Here is a 20,327-nt window from a genome sequence, read left to right on the forward strand (position 1 = left end):
CGGGCGCGGAGGCAAGAGCACGACGAGCGGCGACGGGGCGGCTACAAGCAACGCTGCCTCCCTCTTTTATGCGCGGAAGGGAACTATAGAGCGCTATTTGACCGAATTTGCCGATATCGTCAGAATTGGGGAACTACAGGGTCTTATTCGCCACGAAAACCCAACATTTGGGCAAAAATGGACAAAATAGAGGACCACAGTTCCCTCTGACCGGCCTATGCCCGAGTAATTTCGAAAATAGAGGATCATAGTTCCCCTCGCTTGGCTCCATGCACCAAAAAGGGCTATCCCCATGGTCAAATTCCTGACCTTTTGAGATAACCCTTATCGGTTTTGTCTGTTTTAACGGGACTATTTCCAGTTAACAGATCAGCAAGCTGCCCACTGCCCATCGAAGGACTTCGCCCTCTTAGATCTCAATGTCAACAATCAAGCTATCCTCACGGCCTACCTCGCGAATATATGCAGCAACCGCTTGGTGCTCCGGATTTGGACCATAGGCTTCAAGCGCAGCGCGATCCTCGAAACGCACCGACAAAACCACTTGGTATCCTTTATTTTTCTCTGAGAAGTTAATGCCTGCTTGAATATCGACAATCCCCGTCAGATGAGAACGAAGCGCTTTGAAGCGGTCAACAACTTCTTGAAGCTGCTCCTGCGTAGTTGTTTCTCCGAATTTTACAAGTACAATATGATCGATCATAATACAAACCCTACTTTCTCCAAAACAATTTTGGCACGTTAATATGTAACGTCTTTCATCATATCAGGAAGGGATCGGCTCGTCGATATCCACAGCGATATCTCATTTCGGGTTTGAACACCGGCGCACGACCAGGATTCCAACGCATTAGGAAAACAGTCCTCTACTTGCCCGCCAACTCGGCGATTCGATCGGACAATACCACATGAGCGCCTGCCTCGCCTTTTTGGGCACAAGCGATTAACCCAGCAGCAATTTTGCTCGCTTGAATAGGGCGATAAGTCCGTAGCCTGCCAATCATAAGCGGAGCAATCGCCCGTGAAACCAGGCTCCCCAACTGCTCCCCCACTCGGACTTCATCCCGATCCCCTAGAATCAGAGAAGGACGAAGCATATACAGTGAGCGAAGATTCAACCCCCGAAGCCCCTGCTCAACATCCCCTTTTACCCGATTATAAAAGATAGAAGAAGCACGGTTCGCTCCCATCGCAGTCACGATAGCAAAGACATCAGCCTTCGCTGCACCGGAAACTTCACCCAGTTTCATAGGGAATTCGAAATCTACTTTGCGAAATTGCTCTTGAGAGCCAGCTTTTTTAATGGTTGTCCCCAATGTACAAAACACATGAGCACCTGCCATAGCAGCCATAACAGCCGGGCTCAGGTCCGCTTCTAATTGGCTGTAATCTGTTTTCACTTGAACGACCTTTTCACTTCCCTGATGATGACGGACCTGGATGTCCCTGCGGACAAGCGCAATAATTTTATCGTACCTAGAGTCCTCCAGCAGCAGCTGAATCAATTCCCGTCCTACTAATCCTGTACCTCCCGCTACTATGGCCGTCACTCCCATACTGCTCCTCCTTCAACTCGCATCGGTGCCTCAAACTTCCCAATCCTCACGCAGAGTCTCATATAGCTTAACCAAGAACGCAGACGCATCTTGAGCAATCGCTGAATCCTGATCTAATTTTTCCGCAAAATAGTGCGCAATAGGCGCAGCCAGCTCGGCCAACCTCGCATCAGACATAGTAGGCACTCTTTCGATCCAAGCCTGCAAAAGCTGCCAATCCTTAGCCGTGATTCCCTGCATACAAGCCTCCTCGATATGCCCCATGACAATCTCCGGATAGTTCTTGCGAGCGATCGCCTTTTCAAGTTGTTTTCGCCGTTTTATCCGTTCAAATCGCGCTTCAACCACAACAAGGGTCCCAGCAACCATATCACCGATCCGCTTATCCTTCGAGCTTAAGAAAATGCTGAGCATTCCCACAAAATAGAAAGAAGGCATCACATCGAGCAAGCGAAACAAATTGCGAATGATAATGGATAACAGCGTTGCAGATTGGCCGTTGTTTTGAATGACACGCAGGCCTAACCAGCGTTTTCCCAGCGTTTGTCCACCCATAAAAGCTTCCAAACATACGAAATAACCCAGGTTTAATACAATCCATAAAACGATAGTAATTGCCAAAAGATAATCCGCAAGGTCAGGCAGCCAACTGCCCGAGTATAACCTGCTCACCAAAATGACGAATACGAACAACAGGACATTTACAAATATTAAAATAAGGCTATCCAACAGATGCGCCGCCGCCCTGCTGCCTATTCCGGCAGTTTGAAATTGCAATTGCACCTGCTCAGGGGTGACGACCGTTACTTCTCTATCCAAAGGCTCGTTCATAACATCTCCTTAATGTTGCATAATTATGGTAATTTAAGACTTTCCTATGATAAAATGAACAGATTACAGCAAACCTCAGCCTACAACCCGGATAGGTTTCGCTAGAGCTAGTAGAACGCTTAGGAGGCTTTTATGGACATCTCGCGATTTATCCGAGAACACAAATCCCAATGGACAGAGCTAGAACAATTGCTGCTTCAGCTAGGCAAGAGAAAACGCAGCCTTCAGGCCAGTCAAGTGAACAGGTTTACGGAGCTTTACAAAACAGCTTCAGCGCATTTGGCCACACTCCAAACCCACTCGCCCGCAGATGAAACAACCGTTTATCTAAATCATCTTGTCTCACAAGCGCACAATACAATGTACAAAGACAGCCTTACAAGCAGCGCTCAAATGAAGGAGTTTTTCCTCCATTATTTCCCTTCGCTGATCCAAGCAAGAAGCCTGTTCGTCGGCTTTGCTTTCGTTCTGTTTCTGCTGGGAGGTTTGCTCGGCTTCCTCTCGGTTTGGCATGATCCGCTGAATCTAGCCTTCATTATGCCAGGTGGCATGGCTGATAACATCGATCCGTCCAAAACAGCGGATCCCCGAGGGGACCTGCATTCGCCGCTAATCTCGACGGCAATCATGACAAATAATATCCGAGTCGCGGTTCTCGCCTTCATCAGCGGCATCACGCTTGGCATCGGAACTGTCTACCTGATGATTAGCAACGGCCTTCTCGTTGGCGCCTTGGCTGCTATTTACATGCAATCCGGAAAAAGTTATGTATTTTGGGCGTACATTTTGCCGCACGGGATTATTGAGCTTACCGCTATTTTTATAGCAGGTGGTGCCGGTTTATACATGGGCTATCGCTTTTTCGTGCCGGGACCTTATCCGCGCAAGCTGCGTTTTCTGGAGTCGGCCAAGGAATCCGCCCAGCTCTTGATCGGTACGATTCCGCTATTTATTATCGCTGGTCTCATCGAGGGTTACATTACGCCTTCCACGCTGCCACTCGAAATGAAATACATTATCGCCGGCGTTACTTTACTGCTCCTCGCGTTGTATTTCGTTTATGGCATCCGCAAACGCACAAGCAGCAAGCAATTATTAACGCTATAAACGGTCATTCGCTTTCAAATCCAAATAAGCATTAACGGCGCTAAGCGTCAGCTGGTCGGCGGGGACATCCATCACGGGAATGCCTCTGCCGGCCATTTCGTTTACATAGGCGTATCGATCCGTCGTAAACTTGTGGGCCATGCTCATCTTATAGGCTTGCCGGCTATCTTCAGCCCGAACACGCGCCCATTGATGAATCAGCGGATCCTGGATCGATAAGAGCAGCGCCTGATGGCTTCTGCGGAGCCGCAGCACATACGGCAGCATTTCTTGGTTATATAGATAGCTCTCCATATCGGAAAATAGGACGACAAGCGAGCGTTTTTTCAGAAAACGCAGGATGTGTGTGAAGGCGATCTGCGTGCTGGATTCCACAAAATCCGTGTTTAAATCATACACCGCCTTCGTTAAGGCTTGCAGATGAGGCAGTCCTTTTCCTGCCGGCACATACACTTTAACCTTGTTGGAGTAAGCGATCAACGCAACTTGATCTCCTTGCTTGAGCGCTACTGCAGCTAAAGTCAACGCAGCTGCTAAAGTCCGATCCAGCTTCACTTGGCCTTCCAGCTCAATTGCCATTTGCCTGCCGCAGTCCAGCACGATGGTGACAATTTTCCCTTTTTCCGGTTGAAAAAGGTTTGTCATCAGCTTCGTCGTACGCGCCGACGCTTTCCAATTGATAAGCCGGACGTCGTCTCCCTGTACATAATCCCGAATGTAGTGGAACTCGGAGCCGCTGCGCTGCTTTTTGAAAACACGATGGCCCTCCAGAATTAAAACATCCTGAACCGCGTTAAGCACCCCCCGCACCTGTGACAAATCCGGATAAATCTCAATGGTGTTTGGGGAGTTCAGAACCACCTGCTTCTTCCAAAGCCCCATGCCTCCGAAATAGCGCAGAACCACATTTTCAAAAACATATCGGCCTCTTTCAGTAGCCATCACCGTATAACCTAAGGAAGCAGTTGATTTACCCGCAATAGAGCCGCATAATTGGCTGCTTTCCAGTTGAAAGGTGTAGGGCATATGATCCATTAGCTCAACGTGCACGACAGAAGATTGCTCCAAACCCAAACTCTCTAGCTCTAGACTCACCTCAAAAGTGCTCCTCACATCCGCCTGTTCAGGGAGTGTTCGCCGTATTTTCCAACTGCTGCGTTTGGGAAGCAGAAGAAGGTCGATTGCACTTAGTACCAGTAATAGCGCATTGAAGCTCCAAAAAACAGGCAGAACCGCATCAAAAGGAGATGCGATCAGCATCCCGGCTGCGCCAATAAGCACCAGAACAATGAGTCTTCGTGTGGGCAAAATGAAGTCGTGGAAGAAGGTTTTATCTAGGAACCGGAATAGAGCCGAGCGTTTCTTGAATGATTTGGTCACTCGTTCCGCCCTCCAGTTCCGCTTGCGGTGTCAGCAGCAGTCTGTGCCGCAGCGCAGGCCGCGCGACAAGCTTGATATCATCCGGCGTGACATAGGTCCGGCCATCCATAAGAGCCCAGGCTTTGCTCGCCATCAGCACAGCGATTCCCGCTCGGGGACTAGCGCCCAGTTGAATCTTCTTGGACTCGCGGGTTTTGCGAATAAGCGTTGTGATATAAGCGTATAAAGAGTCCTCCACCACGACATCGGTCAATTTCCGTTGCAGTTCAACGATCCGCTCTGGGGTCATTAAAGCTTGAAGCGGCTCTTCTTCCTGCTGGTGAAAAGGCAAATGTCCCCGAAGAATGGCAATCTCCGCTTCTTCGCCGGGGTAATCGAGCACCAGCTTAAACATGAACCGGTCGAGCTGTGCTTCCGGCAGCGGGTACGTGCCTTCGTATTCGACGGGATTTTGGGTCGCTACGACAAAAAAAGGATTAGGCAGCTTGTACGTATTACCTTGAATCGTGACCTGCCGCTCCTCCATGGCTTCGAGCAGCGCAGCCTGTGTTTTCGGCCCAGAACGGTTAATTTCATCAGCCAATAACACATTCGTGAAAATCGGACCTTGAATCGTTGTAAACGAATGGTCCTGCATTTGGTAGATCACACTGCCTGTAATATCTGCAGGCATCAAATCCGGTGTAAATTGAATACGGCGGTATTCCCCGCCGGTTAATTCCGCGAGGGTGCGCGCCATCTTCGTTTTCCCGAGACCCGGCACGCCCTCAAGGAGGACATGCCCTCCTGCTAATAAGGCGGTTGCAAGCAGTCTGGTGTTCAGCTTTTGGCCGAACACGCGCTGCTCCAAAGCTTGTATCAGTTCATTCATTACGCTCACTCCTTCTCCAAGTAGGCGATCATTTCGCCCATCTCCCGCGTTCGCTGCACGAACGCTGTCGTGCTCACGCCGCCGCTCTCTACCGGCGGCTCCGCCAGCAGGCGCATCAGCTGCGCTGCCTGCGCCTCCGGCATCCGGCCGCGCGCAGCTTCCGCGGCCTGCAAAACACTAGCGCTGGGGCTAAGCCCCCAGCGCTGATACAGCAGCTGCCGCAGGAACAGCTGCTGCTGCGCCAGCGCCTCGCGCCTGTAGCCGAGGCGCTCGTACCAAGCGGCGACGGCGTGCACGCCTTCGTCGCCGCGACGGACCGTCCACGCCCGGGGCGTGTGGACGGGGCCAAAGCGCTTGCCGCGCAGCCAGAGCCACAGCAGCAGCGCAAGACCAAGCTGCGCGCTTGCCAGCACGAGCCACGCGGGATACACGGCCAGCAGTCCGGGCTTCGTCCCGTAGCCGTGATGGGTCTCGTCGACCCACACGGCGTCCCAGGACTTCGCGAACAGCGGCCAGATTAATTCGAAATGGGACGCCTCATCAATTGTCCCATTCTGCAACCACGTCGGGGTCAGCACCATCGTGATGCTGCCCGCCCCTTCCTGCACGCGGCTGGCGAGCACGCCGCGCTCATCTTCAAACAGCGCCAGCCCGCTGCCCCCAGGCTGAAGCCGATAAGAGGTTTCAACTTTGCCCGTCAGCGTCTCGTCCGCTGACGCATAATCCGCCGAAACACGAATCGTTGAGACAGCCTTCACTTGTTGCTCTTGTTTCCCTAACTGCTCTAGTTCCCCCAACGCCCCCCGTGCATCCTGCGGCCCGCCATCCACGCGGACCGTCTCCCAAGACGCCCAGCCTTGAGGTTCGCGGTCAAAAATAATGGCATCATTCCCCGCCTGCACCCACTTTAACAGATGCTCCCGATCCGATTTCGTCACGGCGGACGGCTGTATAGCGACTAGCAGCATGGAGGTTCCCCCAGGCAAATGCTTCCAATCCAACCGCCACTCCTTAACGGCTGATTGCTTAGTGGCAAGCAGTTCTTTCCAAGCTTTGGTACCATCTACATCTGCAGAAAACGAAAGATAAGGAGGTAAATCCGGCAGCTTCGGCTTCGCCAGCCAGTACCCCAGTGCAAAAAACAGCAAGATGCTGACAGCTAGTCCCACATGGAGCTTATTCAGCCCTTTCGTCATCTCCGGTTACCTCCTTCCTGGCGATAACCCTGGCTACCTGTTCATACAACCATGAGAACTGCTGCTCAGTTACGGCTTCTTTTCCGTACCAAACTCGTTCAAAAAGCAACGAGCTCTCCTGGAACAAAGGAACTAACGATGAGGCCGAGCCTCTTAGTTCCTCCGCATATTCCCAGTTTGTTTTCCATTTTTCCACACGAATCAGACGCGCATCTTCCATATAAAACAGAAACGACAGAAAGACGGAGCGCACTCCCTCTCTCCAATCGCCTACTCCCTTAAGCTCCGATGCTTGCTGCCAGTAATAGCGATACGACCGGCTTACTTCACCTTGCGGCAAAAACGTTTCCGAACGGACCCGCTTTTGCCACATCATTTGTTTCAGGAACCAGTAAATCGCAAAAGCTGTAATCCCCAACAACAGAATTGCTACTACGACAGTCAACCAGTCTGACACCGCTGCAGATACCTCAAAATGAGGCAGCCAGCTCCGTAATTTCTGAAGAACGGGTTCCAGCCATGTCAACAGCGAACCATTCTTTTTGGCTTCATAGGCTGTGTATTCATCCTGTTTCAGGATTTGCAGCAATTGTTCTTTGTCGTCCTGCAAAGAAATTACGAACCTATAACTCATTCTTTTTATCCAAATCAATAGGCAGATAAGGGGTCGAAGCGTCTGAGATTGTACTATCGATCATAGACTCTAAGCCCAAACCCTCATTCCGTACCCGTTGGTCAAAGAAACTGACCACATACGGCAGAAACCACAGTGACATAACCAGAATGGAAATCAAACTTTGCAGCAGCTGCGCCCCTAGCCCCAACCCGAAAATAGCGGCAATAACGAGCTGAACAACGGCTAGAAACAAGTACAAAATAATACTGAGCACGATGTACATGCCAAATAAACGCCAAAAACTTTTACGCGATAAGCTCCAGCTTCGGCCAAGGCCAATCGATTCTTCTCCCAAAGCTACATAAGGTAAATAGTAACTCCAGCGAATCATAAAATAAGCAAACGTGAACAGCGCCCCCAGCCCGAGAATGGCAAAAAACACAATGGTAAACGCTAGCGCACCGCCACCGAACCCGCCTACCGAGCTTGAGAAGCTGCCGCCAACGGCAAAAATGACAGCAAAAACAATCATAATAAGAGCTATTCCAAAATAAAAGCCAAACATAATGAGTCCAAATAAAAACGTACTGCCTGCCATCGGCCAAAAACGAGTGAATGATTTTTTTAGTAATTGCCCTAAGCTCGGCGTCTCTTTCCCATCGAAACTAGCCTTTACCAGATGAACAACCGATGCGATTGAAGCTGGCATAAGACCTAAAAACATAATCGGGACTAACACCAGCACGAATACGAGCATTTTCCACACGTAGCCCTCATCACGTAAAGCAGGATCGTTTTGTAGAAACGTAGAGTTCGGTCCGAACATATCCTGCAGCGAACCGCCATTACGAATTTGTTCAATAAAGGACCCCGATGTTACCGCCGTTTCTTGAAAAGTCAGCAAATGCTGCAGCAGATAAAAAGGGCCGTATAAAATTAGCATGATGAATGTTAATACAATGAAGTGTTTTCGATACAACTGGAAACTGCGATCTAACAATCTTCCAATTCCCATCGGTCGTGCGCTTGCATTTTGCATGGTTAACCATAACCCCCCAAATGTTGGTAATTCTTTAACTCCCTGACTATTATACACTATTCCTGCAAGATTCTGACCACTAAATTGTATGAACAAGCAGTTCGCCATACTAACAATAGTGGAACTCCGTTCGCTGGCGTTTCACGCAACTACTCGCATAAGGAAAGTAGAGGTATTTCAACCAGTTAAGAGAACTACAAGGTCTTATTTCGGTAAAAAAAAGCCATTTAGATGGCGAAGAGGAACTAGCGAGCCTTATTTCACCCTGATCCCGCTGATTTGCGGTCATAGCGGCGAAATAGTGGACCACAGTTCCCTTCCTCAGCTAAATCGGCTGTTTTGCCTCAAATAGCGCCCTGTAGATCCCCTATCCCGGGTCACCTCCGCCTAGCGCCACCTGTCTTTGCTTTTGCCCACTCAACCCCCAAAAACACAAAAAGCCAGACCGATGATTTCTCATCGATCCAGCTCCACCCGGTTTCGTCCCGCTGATTTTGCGCGATATAGCGCATGATCTGCCCTAGAGATCATATCTTCAAGCACCATCGTGCCAAATTCCAGTTTGGGCGAAAATTCGGCTACGCCGATACTCGCCGTCAAGTGTACCGTCACCTGTTCATCGGAGTACGGCTTCGCTGCAATGCATTGCCGGATGCGCTCGGCTAATAGTTCACTGTCCTGCGCATTTTGGCGGAGGCACACTAGAATAAATTCCTCGCCGCCATAACGTGCCACGATGATTTGGCTGCTTGCCAGCTGTTTCAACAAAGAAGCTACCTGTTGAAGAACACGGTCGCCTACCAAATGCCCGTAGGTATCGTTCACTTTTTTGAAATGATCGATATCCATCATCATCACCGAGCACGTATAACCCGCTGCGATACATGCCTTTAATTCTTCATTCCCTTCCGACATGACATATCGGCGATTCGGAATATCGGTCAGTTGATCGACCAACGCGGATTTCTCAAGCAGCGAAATGGTCGTATTCAGCTTGTCCGACATCAGATTAAACGTGTTAACGAGCGTTTTGAGCTCAATTGGAGCGTTTCTGATTTCGTCTGCATCAATCTGATAATGGTAAGTACCATTACGAATGTGTTGGGTGGCTCGGAGCAAATAGCGGATAGGTCGCTCGATGCGGGACGCTATCGTGAGCGCTGCGAGGACACTAAGGATTAGAGCGATGAGGGAAATGATAATAATCGTCAAACTCAGCTGATTTAATTTCTGAAAAACTTCTTTTTGCGTGATTTCACCGACGACAATCCAATTTTTCTCCGTCGACCACTGGTACTGACCGAAGACCTTTTCACCATGAAAGCCGGTATAGACCTTGCTTGACGTAGTGCCGCTTTTCGCTCTTTGAATGATTTCGGAGGACATGAAGACATTGTTGACGGCCTCACTCATGCTTGAATGACCTGACGCCGTCACAACTTGGCCTTTGTTATCTAAGACAAAGACCTCTCCTGTTTCGCCAAAACGCAGCTGTTTCATTAGCTTATTCAGCATGTCCAGGGTCACAACCCCCATCACAACGCCTTTAAATTCATTCAGATCGCCAAGCACCGGTGCTGAAAAGGTAATCATCGGTTTTCCGGTCTCACGCGAAATGTCGACCCCCGATATAAAACTCCTATTTTCAAGCGCATTTTTAAAAAACGGCCGGTCCCCTACATAGATAGCTGTGTCACTGCTTGTGTAGATAATCCCGTTCGGCTCTACGAAACTCAGTGTATCAAATTCCGAATTAAGGCGTGCATAGTTTTGGAATTCCCGTTTTAATGGTTCCAACTGATGAAATTTGGCGTAATCCGAAAGGGCAAACCGTTGGACGGCATCCAGTTTTTCCTGATTCCATTTTTCAATATATAAGCTTTGCAGCGTAATCATCTGTTTGAGCTGATTTTCCGCTTCGCCAATTCGGTTCTTCTTTTCTATCCAATAAAATGGCACAATAATGGAAAAAGCTAAAGCCAGAATAGCGACGCCAATCCACATTTGAAACCTCATTTTCAAGGATTGACTGGAGAAATAAGCAAATTTGCGTCCCATTCTGGTCTCAGCCCCTTTCTTTCAATACGTTTATTATACCTTGAAATCAAGACAAAAACAGGCAGAATATATGATAATTCGACATTTTTCACCAGAGACTTTTCTCCATATCCGTTCATGTTTGAAAAGAAAACTTCAATCGCTTATGCTAATTTGTAATACGAAATGAGGTTATTATTCTATGAAAATTCTTGTGCTCACCGAAAAACCGAGCGTCGCCAAAGAAATTGCCCGCGTTCTCGGCTGCAATCAGAAGCAAAAACACCATTATGAAGGCCCCAAATACGTTGTCACCTGGGCCTTGGGCCACCTGGTAACCCTCGCTGAGCCTGACGATTACGATCCCAAGTACAAAACCTGGAACCTGGAAGATCTGCCTATCCTTCCCGAGCGCATGAAGCTCAAGGTCATGAAAGAAACGTCGCACCAGTTTCGCGGTATCGAGCAGTTGAGCCGGCGCGGCGATCTCGCCGAGCTGGTGATCGCAACCGACGCCGGGCGCGAAGGGGAACTCGTCGCCCGTTGGATTATGGAGCTGATCCGCTGGAAGAAGCCGTTCAAACGGCTGTGGATCTCGTCGCAGACGGATCAGGCGATTCGCGAAGGCTTCGCGCAGCTGAAGCCTGGCACGGACTACAACCGGCTGTATCAAGCAGCCGTGTGCCGTTCCGAGGCCGATTGGCTGATCGGCCTGAATGTGACGCGCGCGCTGACCAGCAAGTTCGGCGCGTCCTTGTCCGCCGGGCGTGTGCAGACGCCCACGCTGGCCATGATGATCAACCGCGAGACGGAAATCCGGGATTTCCGGTCTGTCGACTATTGGTTGATCGAAACCGATTTGGACTCTTTCCGCGCGGCGTGGCGAGACCCCAAGACAGGCGACTCGCGCATCTTCGATAAAGAGCGCGCGGACGCGTTGAAGGCGAAGCTGCAAGGCCAAAACGGCCGCATCGTGCAGATTCAGCAAACCGAAAAGCAAATTCCTCATCCGCTTGCTTACGATTTAACGGAGCTTCAGCGCGACGCCAACCGCAAGTTCGGCTTTTCGGCGAAACAGACGTCTAACGTGCTGCAACGTTTGTATGAACAATACAAAATCGTGACCTACCCGCGGACAGATTCACGATATCTGACTTCCGATATGGCTCCAACGTTGGCAGGCAGACTCAAAGGCGCAGCGATTGGTCCCTATGCACCGCTTGCCGCTCCATTGCTGCGCAAGCCGCTAGCCATCACAAAGCGCATCGTCGACGATAGCAAGGTATCCGATCACCATGCGATCATACCGACCGGCGAAGCCATTTCACTCGCAACGCTAAGCGCAGATGAGCGCCGACTCTATGATCTGATCGTACGCAGATTCATAGCCTTGTTCTATGGTCCTTGCCGTTATGATGAGACGAAACTGACCGTCGAAATTGCCGGCGAGAAGCTGTATGCTTCAGGGAAAGTCGTCAAACAGGCCGGTTGGAAAGAAGTTTACGGCGCGAACGATTTCACCGATCCTGAACGGGAAGAGTCCGATACGGATGACGATGCGTCTCAACTGCTCCCGCAAGCCAAAGAGAAAGACGCCGTGACGGTTAAACAGGCTCATCAGCTGAACCGCCAGACCAAACCGCCTGGCCGATATAATGAAGCTTCTTTACTGTCGCAGATGGAAAAATGGGGTCTCGGCACCCCGGCAACCCGCGCGGATATTATCGAGAAGCTCGTGTCGTCCGACACCATCGAGCGCCAAGGATCCCAGCTCATTCCGACGGGCAAGGGCAAACAGCTCATTGAGCTCGCTTCGGAAGAGCTGCGTTCTCCTGAGCTGACAGCGCGCTGGGAGCTTGAGCTTGAGCGCATTGCCAAGGGCAAAGGAAGCATGGAGCAATTTCTAAGCGGCATTCGGACCAAAGCCGTGGAATTAGTTAATGAGGTTAAGAAAAGCGATGCGGCGTATAAACCGCATAACTTAACAGGCAGCAAATGTCCGGACTGCGGAGAATTTCTTCAGGAAGTTAAGGGGAAACGCGGGCGTTATCTCGTTTGCTCCAGCCGGGAATGCTCTTACAAACGGGAAGCGGACGGCCAGCTGACGAACCACCGTTGTCCGCAGTGCCATAAAAAAATGGAGATCCACACAGGGAAATCCGGCAAGTACTTCCAATGCCGTCCCTGCAACGTGGTGGAGAAGATTGATAACGAAGCTTCCGGCGGCGGCCGTCGTGCCTCAGCCAAAGCCAATCGTCAGCTTATCGAGAAATATTCCGATCAAACGAGTGTCGGAAACTCGCTCGCTGACAAGCTGCTTGCAGCACTACAGCAGAATAAGGAAGACTAGCCTAGAACGAGCATGAAAAAACCAAGCAGAGACTTTCGTCCTTGCTTGGTTTTTTTTCTGCTGGCTGTTTTTTTCTGCAGACTAATTCAATATTTTTCCTTTTACCGCCAACTGCAGTTCCTCTAAGCTAGTAATGCCTAAACTAATCAATGCCTCTCCTGCTTCCATGTGTACATTCGCCAATATATGCATACTTGTATTAGGGACAAGTGATTTGCGGAATTCATGAAATAAAACAACATTATATGTTTTGAGTACTGTCATAAATTCAACTGTCGGAGGAATAAAGCCGCGTATTTCGGAAGACTTCCAGAAGAAATCCCGCACATGTATAATGTCAGCGCCCGTTTTGTTCAATTTACGGATCATCACAAAAAAATCATCGATCAAAGCTTGTCTCTCCATACTCATACGACCATCTCCCAGTCTAACTTCAACATCATCCATACTGTCGTAGAATAGGATACCACAAATAGTTCTTTTGATCTATATATTATAGTATATTAGACCTAACCTATGAAGCAGTTTTTTCTTTGCGGAAACCTTTTCGTCGGAGTGAGAAAAACATATCCAACGCAAAACATACGACGCCCAAATTAATGGCCAAGTCCGCTACGTTCATGATACCGTTCCCCGAACGGAAGACGATGAAATCCGTCACTTTGCCGAAGAGCAATCGTTCAATCGCATTGCCTATCGCTCCGCCTGCAAACAGCGCTGCTCCGCATTGCAGCAGAACGCCTTGAAGACGTCCTTTCTTCCTGTAGTAGAAGATCGCTATAACAATAATGACGGCAAAAATGCCAAGGTAACGTGCCCAGCCCTGCAGTGAACTGCCTGCCGCTCCCGTATTTTGATAATGCGTAAATGAAATAATATCCTTATAGAATGGCATGGATTCTCCCACTTTCAGCATCGCTCGAATCCAGACCTTTGAAATCTGATCAATGGCTGTAACGACAAAAAAGACGATATAAAATAACATAACACTCCCCCTATTTTGAAAATACAAGCTCCTCACCATTTTACATGATATATGGCCTCTACGGCGAATCTTACGGCCCCGGTATCCCTTCTATCCCATAGTCTTCCATTAACAACGCAAATAGCCGCCCCAGTCACGCTTAGGCAGCTACACACGGAGCATTCTGCATGTAATCTTCATGCTCTCCATCAAGCTAATGTCAGAAGTGTTCTCAGCAGCTCACCGGGAGTGTTTACCAGGTAATCCGGTTGTCCCCGAAGCAGCAGTCGCGGAGCATCATACCCCCATGTAACGGCGACGATCGGCACGCCTAACTTTTTACAAGCCTCGATATCCCTTAATTCGTCTCCAACATAAATCATTCGGCCAGGCGTTGTGCCCCACTGCTTCATAACTTTGCGTATGGCATGGTGCTTGCCGAAAAGAAGTTTAGCTGAGATCACTTCCTTAAAGGAGCCTTCCATCTTGTTATTTTTCAGGAACGTACGAATGTTTGCCTCCGAATTGGAGGAGAGAATGGAGCTTTTCAGCCCATGGGAGGATAACCTCGCTATAATCTCCTTCATGCCCGGCACCACGTGAAGCGTGCGAATGTTTTCTTGATACATCTGTCTTCCGGCAACGATAAGCCTAGGAATCTGCAGGGCCGGCACGCCCAACCGATCGACCCGCTCCGCAATCGAAAGTGTCCGGAGAAGCGCAAGATCCTGTTCGCGAATCTTGCGAAACTGATGCTGTCCCGCTATTTCATTGTACAACTTAACAAGCAAAGCCCTGGAATCGACAAGTGTCCCATCAAAATCAAATAGGATATGTTTTACCATTCAGTTGTATATAGAAACAGGGCCGGCCCCTCAGTCGGCACTTCTTTGATTTGATTATTCGCGAACTCTTCAAGCGGATCTTTGGCGATATGCGGATTGCTGACGATGCGAAGATCTTCCCACACACAGGATACCCCACGCCCATAGTCGTCTGCATTTCCAGCAAACATTTTACATCCCTGACAGAAGTGCTTCTGCTGATTGGCATCCAGCTTTACAATTTTATTCCTTAGACAACAGTAAATTTCACCGTCTGCATTACATACATTAACGTGAGTGATTAGAGCCATATGAATGTCAACTCCTTACGGCGCATTTTGTGTGTAATAGTAAGTTTATAGCACTACTATTAAGTGTATGACAGTTTTTTGTAAACGGAATAAGATTTCTCATGACAAGCTGCCTAAATTTGCTACAATGAGGAAATGTTACAAAACCGATTGGAGGAACACCCATGCAAGATTGGATGCATTACGCCATCCCTGCCGTTTTGATTTGTTTTTTCATTTATCGCCGAACCAAACGTACCATTGGTTTTCAAAAGCTTGCCAAAGGCCGGCTCAAATTTCGCCTCACGCTGTTCAGCATCCTCGGAATCGCCATTTTCCTGCTGGGCTTCGTTCATCCGATCCATTTCATCGGCTATTTGATCGGACTTGCTGCCGGCGTGGGATTAGGGCTTACCGCCATTCGCCACACCCGCTTCGAGCACCGGGCCGACGGCTGGTATTACCGCACTCATCTATGGATTGAATTTGCTGTTCTTGTGCTATTTCTTGGCCGGATTATTTATCGCGTGGCGTTCATCGCGCTTTCTCCGAACCCCTCCAGCATGAATCCCGCTGATCCGACACAATTTACAAAAGATCCCGTGACAGCCGGCGTATTCTTCATCATCGTCTCCTACTACATCCTGTTTTTCGGCTATCTGCTGCGGGAAGAGACCAAATTGGATCCAGACGCAACGCTTTCCAATACTTCTAGCAGTGAAAGCTCCGCCCATACGGTCAAATAAAAAGACATTACAACCCTCAAGGTCTGAAATTACTCAGATTTCCTGAGGGTTGTCTTATTTTAAATGCCGCTAAACATCTATGCCGATGAATTTTGTGGTATCCTTCATAGATATACTGCTTCTTATTGGCTTAGTCGTTCGAATTACTTTTTTATAAAGCGCTTACATAAAAGGGTCGGAAGTCCGGCGTTCTAGGGGGAAACTATGAAACGAACTATCTTTATACGTCTATTGCTGCATTTAACCATTGCCGTCGTGTTGATTACGCTCTTGGTCGGTACGCTCGTTTACCGATATACAGATTCGATGCTGAGAGAAGAAGTGCTCCTCCATAATCAGGAATTGCTCGGGCAATCGAAGAAAATGGTCGAGCAGGCACTTGGAGAAGTGAAGCAATCAGCGGCTTCGCTTGCTCTGCACTCCGATTTGCAGAAAGCGGTATGGCTTTCATGGGATTTGGAGGAGGAGTATCGATTTCTGAAAAATACCGAAGATCTTCTCACCGAACGGATTAATTCCTCCACGTACCTGGACTCCATCTATTTGTACAGCGCCCAAAATCAAAAGTTGATCTCCTCCTCCGGCATCACCGACTTGCAGCAGTTTTCATACAAGCAAGGGGTGCAGCAATTTATGGAAAGCAAACATATCTACGATTGGCAAGCTGTGCATCTGGAAGAAGGCGATCATTCCGTGAACGTCATGACGTTCCTGTTCTCCGTCCCCATCTGGGGCATCCAGAAGAAAGGCGCGATCCTTATGAATTTGAAAGAGGATGTGCTGTACAGCGCCGTCGTTAATTCGAATAACCGCAAGCTCGGGAATGTAGCCATTTTAAATCAGGAGGGCGAAGTGCTCTCGTATAAGGATAAAAGCATGCTGCTTAGCCGGTTCAATCAAGCGGACATCCAGCGGATTCAGCGTGAGAAGGAAGGCTCGTTCACGGAGAAGATCAATGGGCAGGATACCCTTGTTTCCTTTCTGACCTCGGATGCCAACGGCTGGATTTATTTGACTCTGAATCCGTCAGAAGAAGTATTTAAGAAATCCCACGAAGTCATCCGCGTGACGCTCCTCATTTCCTATATCGCTTTTTCGCTGGGGATGCTGATGATGATTATCGTATCCATCAGGTATTACAAGCCTGTAAGAAAAACGGTTCACATGATTTCAACGCTGCTGGACAAGCCTTTCTCCAAAATGCACGACCGAGATGAGTTCAGCTATATCGGCGATTCGGTCAACAGGCTTTATGTCGAAAAAGAAGCATTTAAAGAAAAATTTCGCGGTCAAGAACTCGTCATTCGGGATCACGTTGTACTCAGCCTGCTGTCGGGCAAGACGAATGACGACGAGTTGATGCGCCAAATGCAGTACTATGAGCTGGATTTAGATCAAACTCATTTCATTGTGCTGGTGCTTCGCATCCATGTGGATGCCGATATTCCGGCAGGGCCTGAGGAGCAGGCGCTAAATTTACTGCATTTTCAGGTACGCGCCATCTGTGAAGAGCTCATCGCAGCTTGTGGGAAAGGGCTGTACGTCAGCCAATTCCATAGCCGTGATGTACTTATTATGAACGCCGGTCATTGGGGAGGCCCTCAATCCGCCTACCATCATGCGAAGGAGCTGGCGATTCGATTGCGGAACCGAGTGGCCGATGAACTGCATGGAACGGCAGTTACCGTAGGCATCGGTGGGAAGTACGAGAAGTTAAGCGAGATCTCCCTATCGTATAACGAAGCTTTGGATGCTTTGCTGTATGAGCGGATTGCCGGCAAAGGCAGCATTCTAAGCATTTCAGACTATCAGACCAACCATGTGGACCGCAGTCGCTTCACCGCCTGCAGGCAGCTCGTGGACAAGCTGATTCATGAGCTCAAAACGTGGAACACGGATAAGGCGCTGCAGCTCAAGGACGAGCTGATCGAACGGCTTGCGAGCGATGAATTGGTTGGCTTTCCCTATAAAGATATTATGTTGACGCAGCTTCTTCATGCGCTTATGACCGTTCGTATCGAGCTTTGCGGAGATGAAGAAGACGGCAGTCCGGACTTGATTTTGGCATTCAGCAAAAAGAACAGCTTGGAGCAAGTTCGCGTCGACCTTGATCTCGTGATACGCGACATCGCTGGAAGGTTGGAAGGAAAACGTGAAGTCAAGCATCAAGACGTCGTTGAGAAGCTGGTCGAGTATACCAAGCACAATTACCGGGAGCCGATCAGCTTGCAGACGCTCGCGGATATGGCATTGATGAACAGCCAGTACGTGTCCAAATTGTTCAAAGAAGTGACCGGGAAAAATTTCCTCGATTACTTGACCGAAACGCGTTACAACGAAGCTTGCCGTTTGCTTGAACAAACGTATTTAACGATTAACGAAATTGCGGAAGCGACCGGATTCGGACAGAAGCAAAATTTGATCCGTACATTTAAAAAATACTGCGGTTTAACGCCTTCCGAATATCGGAATCAGCGATCCGTGCAGCGAATTAAGGGGTAAAACGAGATAAAAGGCAACAATTGATACTAAAATGAAAATCTGATACTTCATCAAAAACGAAAATTGAATCCATTCAACGGTATTGATTCTTGCCCGACCTCCCCCTCCTTTTTATGATGAAAGTGCAGTCACAAATGCATGAGAAGAGAGGGGGAAGAAAGCTATGTCAGTGCCAATGACGACAATTGCACGCAAACGCCAGCTTCGTAAACCGACTTTTTGGAAACGTTTACTGGCCAACCGTTATTTGTATGCCATGTTGGTGCCTGCGCTTATCTATTATACGGTGTTTCATTACGTACCGATGTACGGGGCGCTTATTGCTTTCAAGCAGTTCAGCATTACCAAAGGCATTATAGGCAGCCCATGGGTCGGATTCCAGCACTTCACGTATTTATTCGAATTAGAAAAATTTTGGCAAGTCTTCTGGAATACGATTGTAATCAGCTTGTACAGACTCGTTTTTGGGTTTCCGCTGCCGCTTATCGTCGCAATTCTACTAAATGAAGCCCGTAAAATCATGTTCAAGCGGACGGTTCAAACCATTATCTACTTGCCTCACTTCATTTCCTGGGTCATTATGGGCGGACTCTTGATCAGCTTGCTTTCTACAGATCAGGGCGCTGTTAACAATGCCGTCCGTTCGTTCTCTGGAGAACCGATCGGCTTCTTAACCGATGAGCGAATTTTTCGCAGTACATTGGTAGGTTCGATGATCTGGAAGGAGTTCGGCTGGAATACGATCATTTACATGGCTGCCCTGGCGGGTCTAAATCCGCAGCTGTATGAAGCCGCCGTGATGGACGGGGCGAATCGGTGGCGGCGAATCTGGCACATTACACTGCCGGGCATCCGCAGTACGATTATCATCTTGTTCATCCTGCGGATCGGCAGTTTAATGGAGGCAGGATTTGAGCAAATATTCGTTTTGTATCATCCTGGCGTCTATCGCGTAGCCGATATCATCGACACTTATGTTTACCGAATTGGGCTCACCGAAGGGCGCTACAGCCTGGCTGCCGCAGTCGGCCTGTTCAAATCCGCTATCAACTTCACGCTGCTTATCGTCGCCAACTGGTTGTCCAGAGCGCTCGGCGAGCAGGGTGTGTATTAGGAGGGCCAGCTATGCCTAACAGCAGCTTAGGAAGCAAAATCTTCGACTCGCTCAATTATGCGCTCCTAGCACTCTTAGCGTTACTGACGGTATATCCGTTCTGGGATTCGCTGATTGTTTCGATTACGCCGATGCAAGAGAGCGTGACTTCGAGTTTGCATCTAATTCCAAAGAGTGTGACATTCGAGGCTTATCAATACATGCTCAGTCTGGAGCAACTATGGACGTCTTACGGGATTAGCATTTTCATAACCGTCCTGGGTACAGTCATCAGCATGATCGCAACGACAATGGCCGCCTATGCTCTCTCCAAAAAACAGCTTCCCGGCGGCAGAACGGTCATGTTCTTGATCATTTTTACGATGATGTTCAGCGGTGGTATTATTCCGACTTACTTGGTCATTAAACAGCTTGGCATGATGAACACCGTATGGGCCATGATGGTTCCGACAGCCATTACAACCTATAACCTGATCATTATGCGCAGCTTTTTCAGCTCCATACCTGAGAGCTTGGAAGAGTCCGCTAAGCTAGACGGATGTAATGATTTCGGCATTCTGCTAAGGGTTGTCGTCCCCCTTTCCATGCCGGCGCTGGCGACGATCGCCCTCTTCTACTCGGTATCCAGGTGGAACGAATTTTTCACGGCAGTCATGTACATTACAGATAAAAACATATGGCCTCTGCAGCTCTTCCTGCGCTCCATGCTGATTGATAACGAGGCCGCTTTCCAATCGGGAGGGGACAGCCCTTTCCTGCTCGGTCCGTCCGTCAAAATGGCGACGATTATGATATCTGTCATTCCTGTTATTCTTATCTACCCCTTTTTTCAACGTTATTTCGTGCAAGGGGTTACGCTTGGAGCTGTTAAGGAGTAGCAAGGATCGTAATTTTATGTATAGGA

20 protein-coding genes are annotated in these 20,327 nt (G+C 48.9%); 7 read left to right on the forward strand and 13 right to left on the reverse strand.

What is annotated here, in order from left to right; translation table 11 throughout:
- Positions 1-190, forward strand: a 190-nt coding sequence (locus tag PCH02S_RS36280; protein WP_218033193.1) for a hypothetical protein, incomplete at its 5' end; no start/stop codon positions are given.
- A 219-nt stretch (positions 191-409) separates the two neighbouring features.
- Here the strand turns inward: PCH02S_RS36280 and PCH02S_RS29485 are convergent.
- The 3 genes from PCH02S_RS29485 to PCH02S_RS29495 form a co-directional block, all read right to left on the reverse strand.
- The gene (locus PCH02S_RS29485) at positions 410-703 is read right to left on the reverse strand and encodes a Dabb family protein (protein ID WP_127457671.1); all 294 of its coding nucleotides are present in this window, start codon (positions 701-703) and stop codon (positions 410-412) included.
- A gap of 163 nt (positions 704-866) precedes the next feature.
- Positions 867-1,556: an NAD(P)H-binding protein gene (locus PCH02S_RS29490; protein ID WP_127457672.1), complete on the reverse strand. Its 690-nt coding sequence runs from the start codon at positions 1,554-1,556 to the stop codon at positions 867-869.
- Positions 1,557-1,586: 30 nt separating this feature from the next.
- The gene (locus PCH02S_RS29495) at positions 1,587-2,387 is read right to left on the reverse strand and encodes an RDD family protein (RefSeq protein ID WP_127457673.1); all 801 of its coding nucleotides are present in this window, start codon (positions 2,385-2,387) and stop codon (positions 1,587-1,589) included.
- A 132-nt stretch (positions 2,388-2,519) separates the two neighbouring features.
- On the opposite strand from PCH02S_RS29495, the gene PCH02S_RS29500 reads away from it, so the two are divergent.
- The gene (locus PCH02S_RS29500; protein WP_127457674.1) at positions 2,520-3,494 is read left to right on the forward strand and encodes a stage II sporulation protein M; all 975 of its coding nucleotides are present in this window, start codon (positions 2,520-2,522) and stop codon (positions 3,492-3,494) included.
- Here the strand turns inward: PCH02S_RS29500 and PCH02S_RS29505 are convergent.
- The 6 genes from PCH02S_RS29505 to PCH02S_RS29530 form a co-directional block, all read right to left on the reverse strand.
- Positions 3,489-4,874 carry a DUF58 domain-containing protein gene (locus tag PCH02S_RS29505; protein WP_127457675.1) on the reverse strand — a complete coding sequence of 462 codons (1,386 nt, stop codon included), beginning with the start codon at positions 4,872-4,874 and terminating at the stop codon, positions 3,489-3,491. The genes PCH02S_RS29500 and PCH02S_RS29505 overlap by 6 nt on opposite strands.
- Complete coding sequence (locus tag PCH02S_RS29510) at positions 4,825-5,745, reverse strand: AAA family ATPase (protein WP_127457676.1); 921 nt, start codon at positions 5,743-5,745, stop codon at positions 4,825-4,827. The genes PCH02S_RS29505 and PCH02S_RS29510 overlap by 50 nt, the downstream gene beginning before the upstream one ends.
- A 5-nt stretch (positions 5,746-5,750) precedes the next feature.
- Positions 5,751-6,941, reverse strand: a complete 1,191-nt coding sequence (locus tag PCH02S_RS29515; RefSeq protein WP_127457677.1) for a DUF4350 domain-containing protein — start codon at positions 6,939-6,941, stop codon at positions 5,751-5,753.
- Positions 6,922-7,575: a DUF4129 domain-containing protein gene (locus PCH02S_RS29520; protein WP_127457678.1), complete on the reverse strand. Its 654-nt coding sequence runs from the start codon at positions 7,573-7,575 to the stop codon at positions 6,922-6,924. Before PCH02S_RS29520 ends, PCH02S_RS29515 begins: the two co-directional genes overlap by 20 nt.
- Positions 7,565-8,596, reverse strand: a complete 1,032-nt coding sequence (locus PCH02S_RS29525; RefSeq protein WP_127457679.1) for a hypothetical protein — start codon at positions 8,594-8,596, stop codon at positions 7,565-7,567. The genes PCH02S_RS29520 and PCH02S_RS29525 overlap by 11 nt, the downstream gene beginning before the upstream one ends.
- Before the next feature lie 456 nt (positions 8,597-9,052).
- Positions 9,053-10,654, reverse strand: coding sequence for a sensor domain-containing diguanylate cyclase (locus PCH02S_RS29530; RefSeq protein ID WP_127457680.1), 1,602 nt, complete (start codon positions 10,652-10,654; stop codon positions 9,053-9,055).
- A 181-nt stretch (positions 10,655-10,835) separates the two neighbouring features.
- On the opposite strand from PCH02S_RS29530, the gene PCH02S_RS29535 reads away from it, so the two are divergent.
- Positions 10,836-12,983, forward strand: a complete 2,148-nt coding sequence (locus PCH02S_RS29535; RefSeq protein WP_127457681.1) for a DNA topoisomerase III — start codon at positions 10,836-10,838, stop codon at positions 12,981-12,983.
- 81 nt (positions 12,984-13,064) lie between these two features.
- Here PCH02S_RS29535 and PCH02S_RS29540 read toward each other — a convergent pair whose 3' ends face one another.
- The 4 genes from PCH02S_RS29540 to PCH02S_RS29555 form a co-directional block, all read right to left on the reverse strand.
- Complete coding sequence (locus PCH02S_RS29540; RefSeq protein WP_127457682.1) at positions 13,065-13,394, reverse strand: hypothetical protein; 330 nt, start codon at positions 13,392-13,394, stop codon at positions 13,065-13,067.
- 103 nt (positions 13,395-13,497) lie between these two features.
- Positions 13,498-13,968: a signal peptidase II gene (gene lspA, locus PCH02S_RS29545; protein ID WP_164819783.1), complete on the reverse strand. Its 471-nt coding sequence runs from the start codon at positions 13,966-13,968 to the stop codon at positions 13,498-13,500.
- A 188-nt stretch (positions 13,969-14,156) separates the two neighbouring features.
- Complete coding sequence (locus PCH02S_RS29550) at positions 14,157-14,792, reverse strand: HAD hydrolase-like protein (protein ID WP_127457684.1); 636 nt, start codon at positions 14,790-14,792, stop codon at positions 14,157-14,159.
- The gene (locus tag PCH02S_RS29555; protein WP_127457685.1) at positions 14,786-15,082 is read right to left on the reverse strand and encodes a hypothetical protein; all 297 of its coding nucleotides are present in this window, start codon (positions 15,080-15,082) and stop codon (positions 14,786-14,788) included. The genes PCH02S_RS29550 and PCH02S_RS29555 overlap by 7 nt, the downstream gene beginning before the upstream one ends.
- A 164-nt stretch (positions 15,083-15,246) precedes the next feature.
- Here PCH02S_RS29555 and PCH02S_RS29560 point away from each other — a divergent pair, with 164 nt between their 5' ends.
- From PCH02S_RS29560 to PCH02S_RS29575, 4 genes are all read left to right on the forward strand, one after another.
- Positions 15,247-15,807 carry a hypothetical protein gene (locus PCH02S_RS29560; protein WP_127457686.1) on the forward strand — a complete coding sequence of 187 codons (561 nt, stop codon included), beginning with the start codon at positions 15,247-15,249 and terminating at the stop codon, positions 15,805-15,807.
- A gap of 204 nt (positions 15,808-16,011) precedes the next feature.
- Positions 16,012-18,309 carry a helix-turn-helix domain-containing protein gene (locus PCH02S_RS29565; protein WP_127457687.1) on the forward strand — a complete coding sequence of 766 codons (2,298 nt, stop codon included), beginning with the start codon at positions 16,012-16,014 and terminating at the stop codon, positions 18,307-18,309.
- A 163-nt stretch (positions 18,310-18,472) separates the two neighbouring features.
- Positions 18,473-19,423: an ABC transporter permease gene (locus PCH02S_RS29570; RefSeq protein ID WP_218033194.1), complete on the forward strand. Its 951-nt coding sequence runs from the start codon at positions 18,473-18,475 to the stop codon at positions 19,421-19,423.
- Between the two features lie 11 nt (positions 19,424-19,434).
- The gene (locus PCH02S_RS29575) at positions 19,435-20,301 is read left to right on the forward strand and encodes a carbohydrate ABC transporter permease (protein WP_127457688.1); all 867 of its coding nucleotides are present in this window, start codon (positions 19,435-19,437) and stop codon (positions 20,299-20,301) included.
- Positions 20,302-20,327 lie beyond the last annotated feature (26 nt).

The sequence above is a fragment of the Paenibacillus chondroitinus NBRC 15376 genome, assembly GCF_004000765.1.
GTDB lineage: Bacteria > Bacillota > Bacilli > Paenibacillales > NBRC-103111 > Paenibacillus_E > Paenibacillus_E chondroitinus.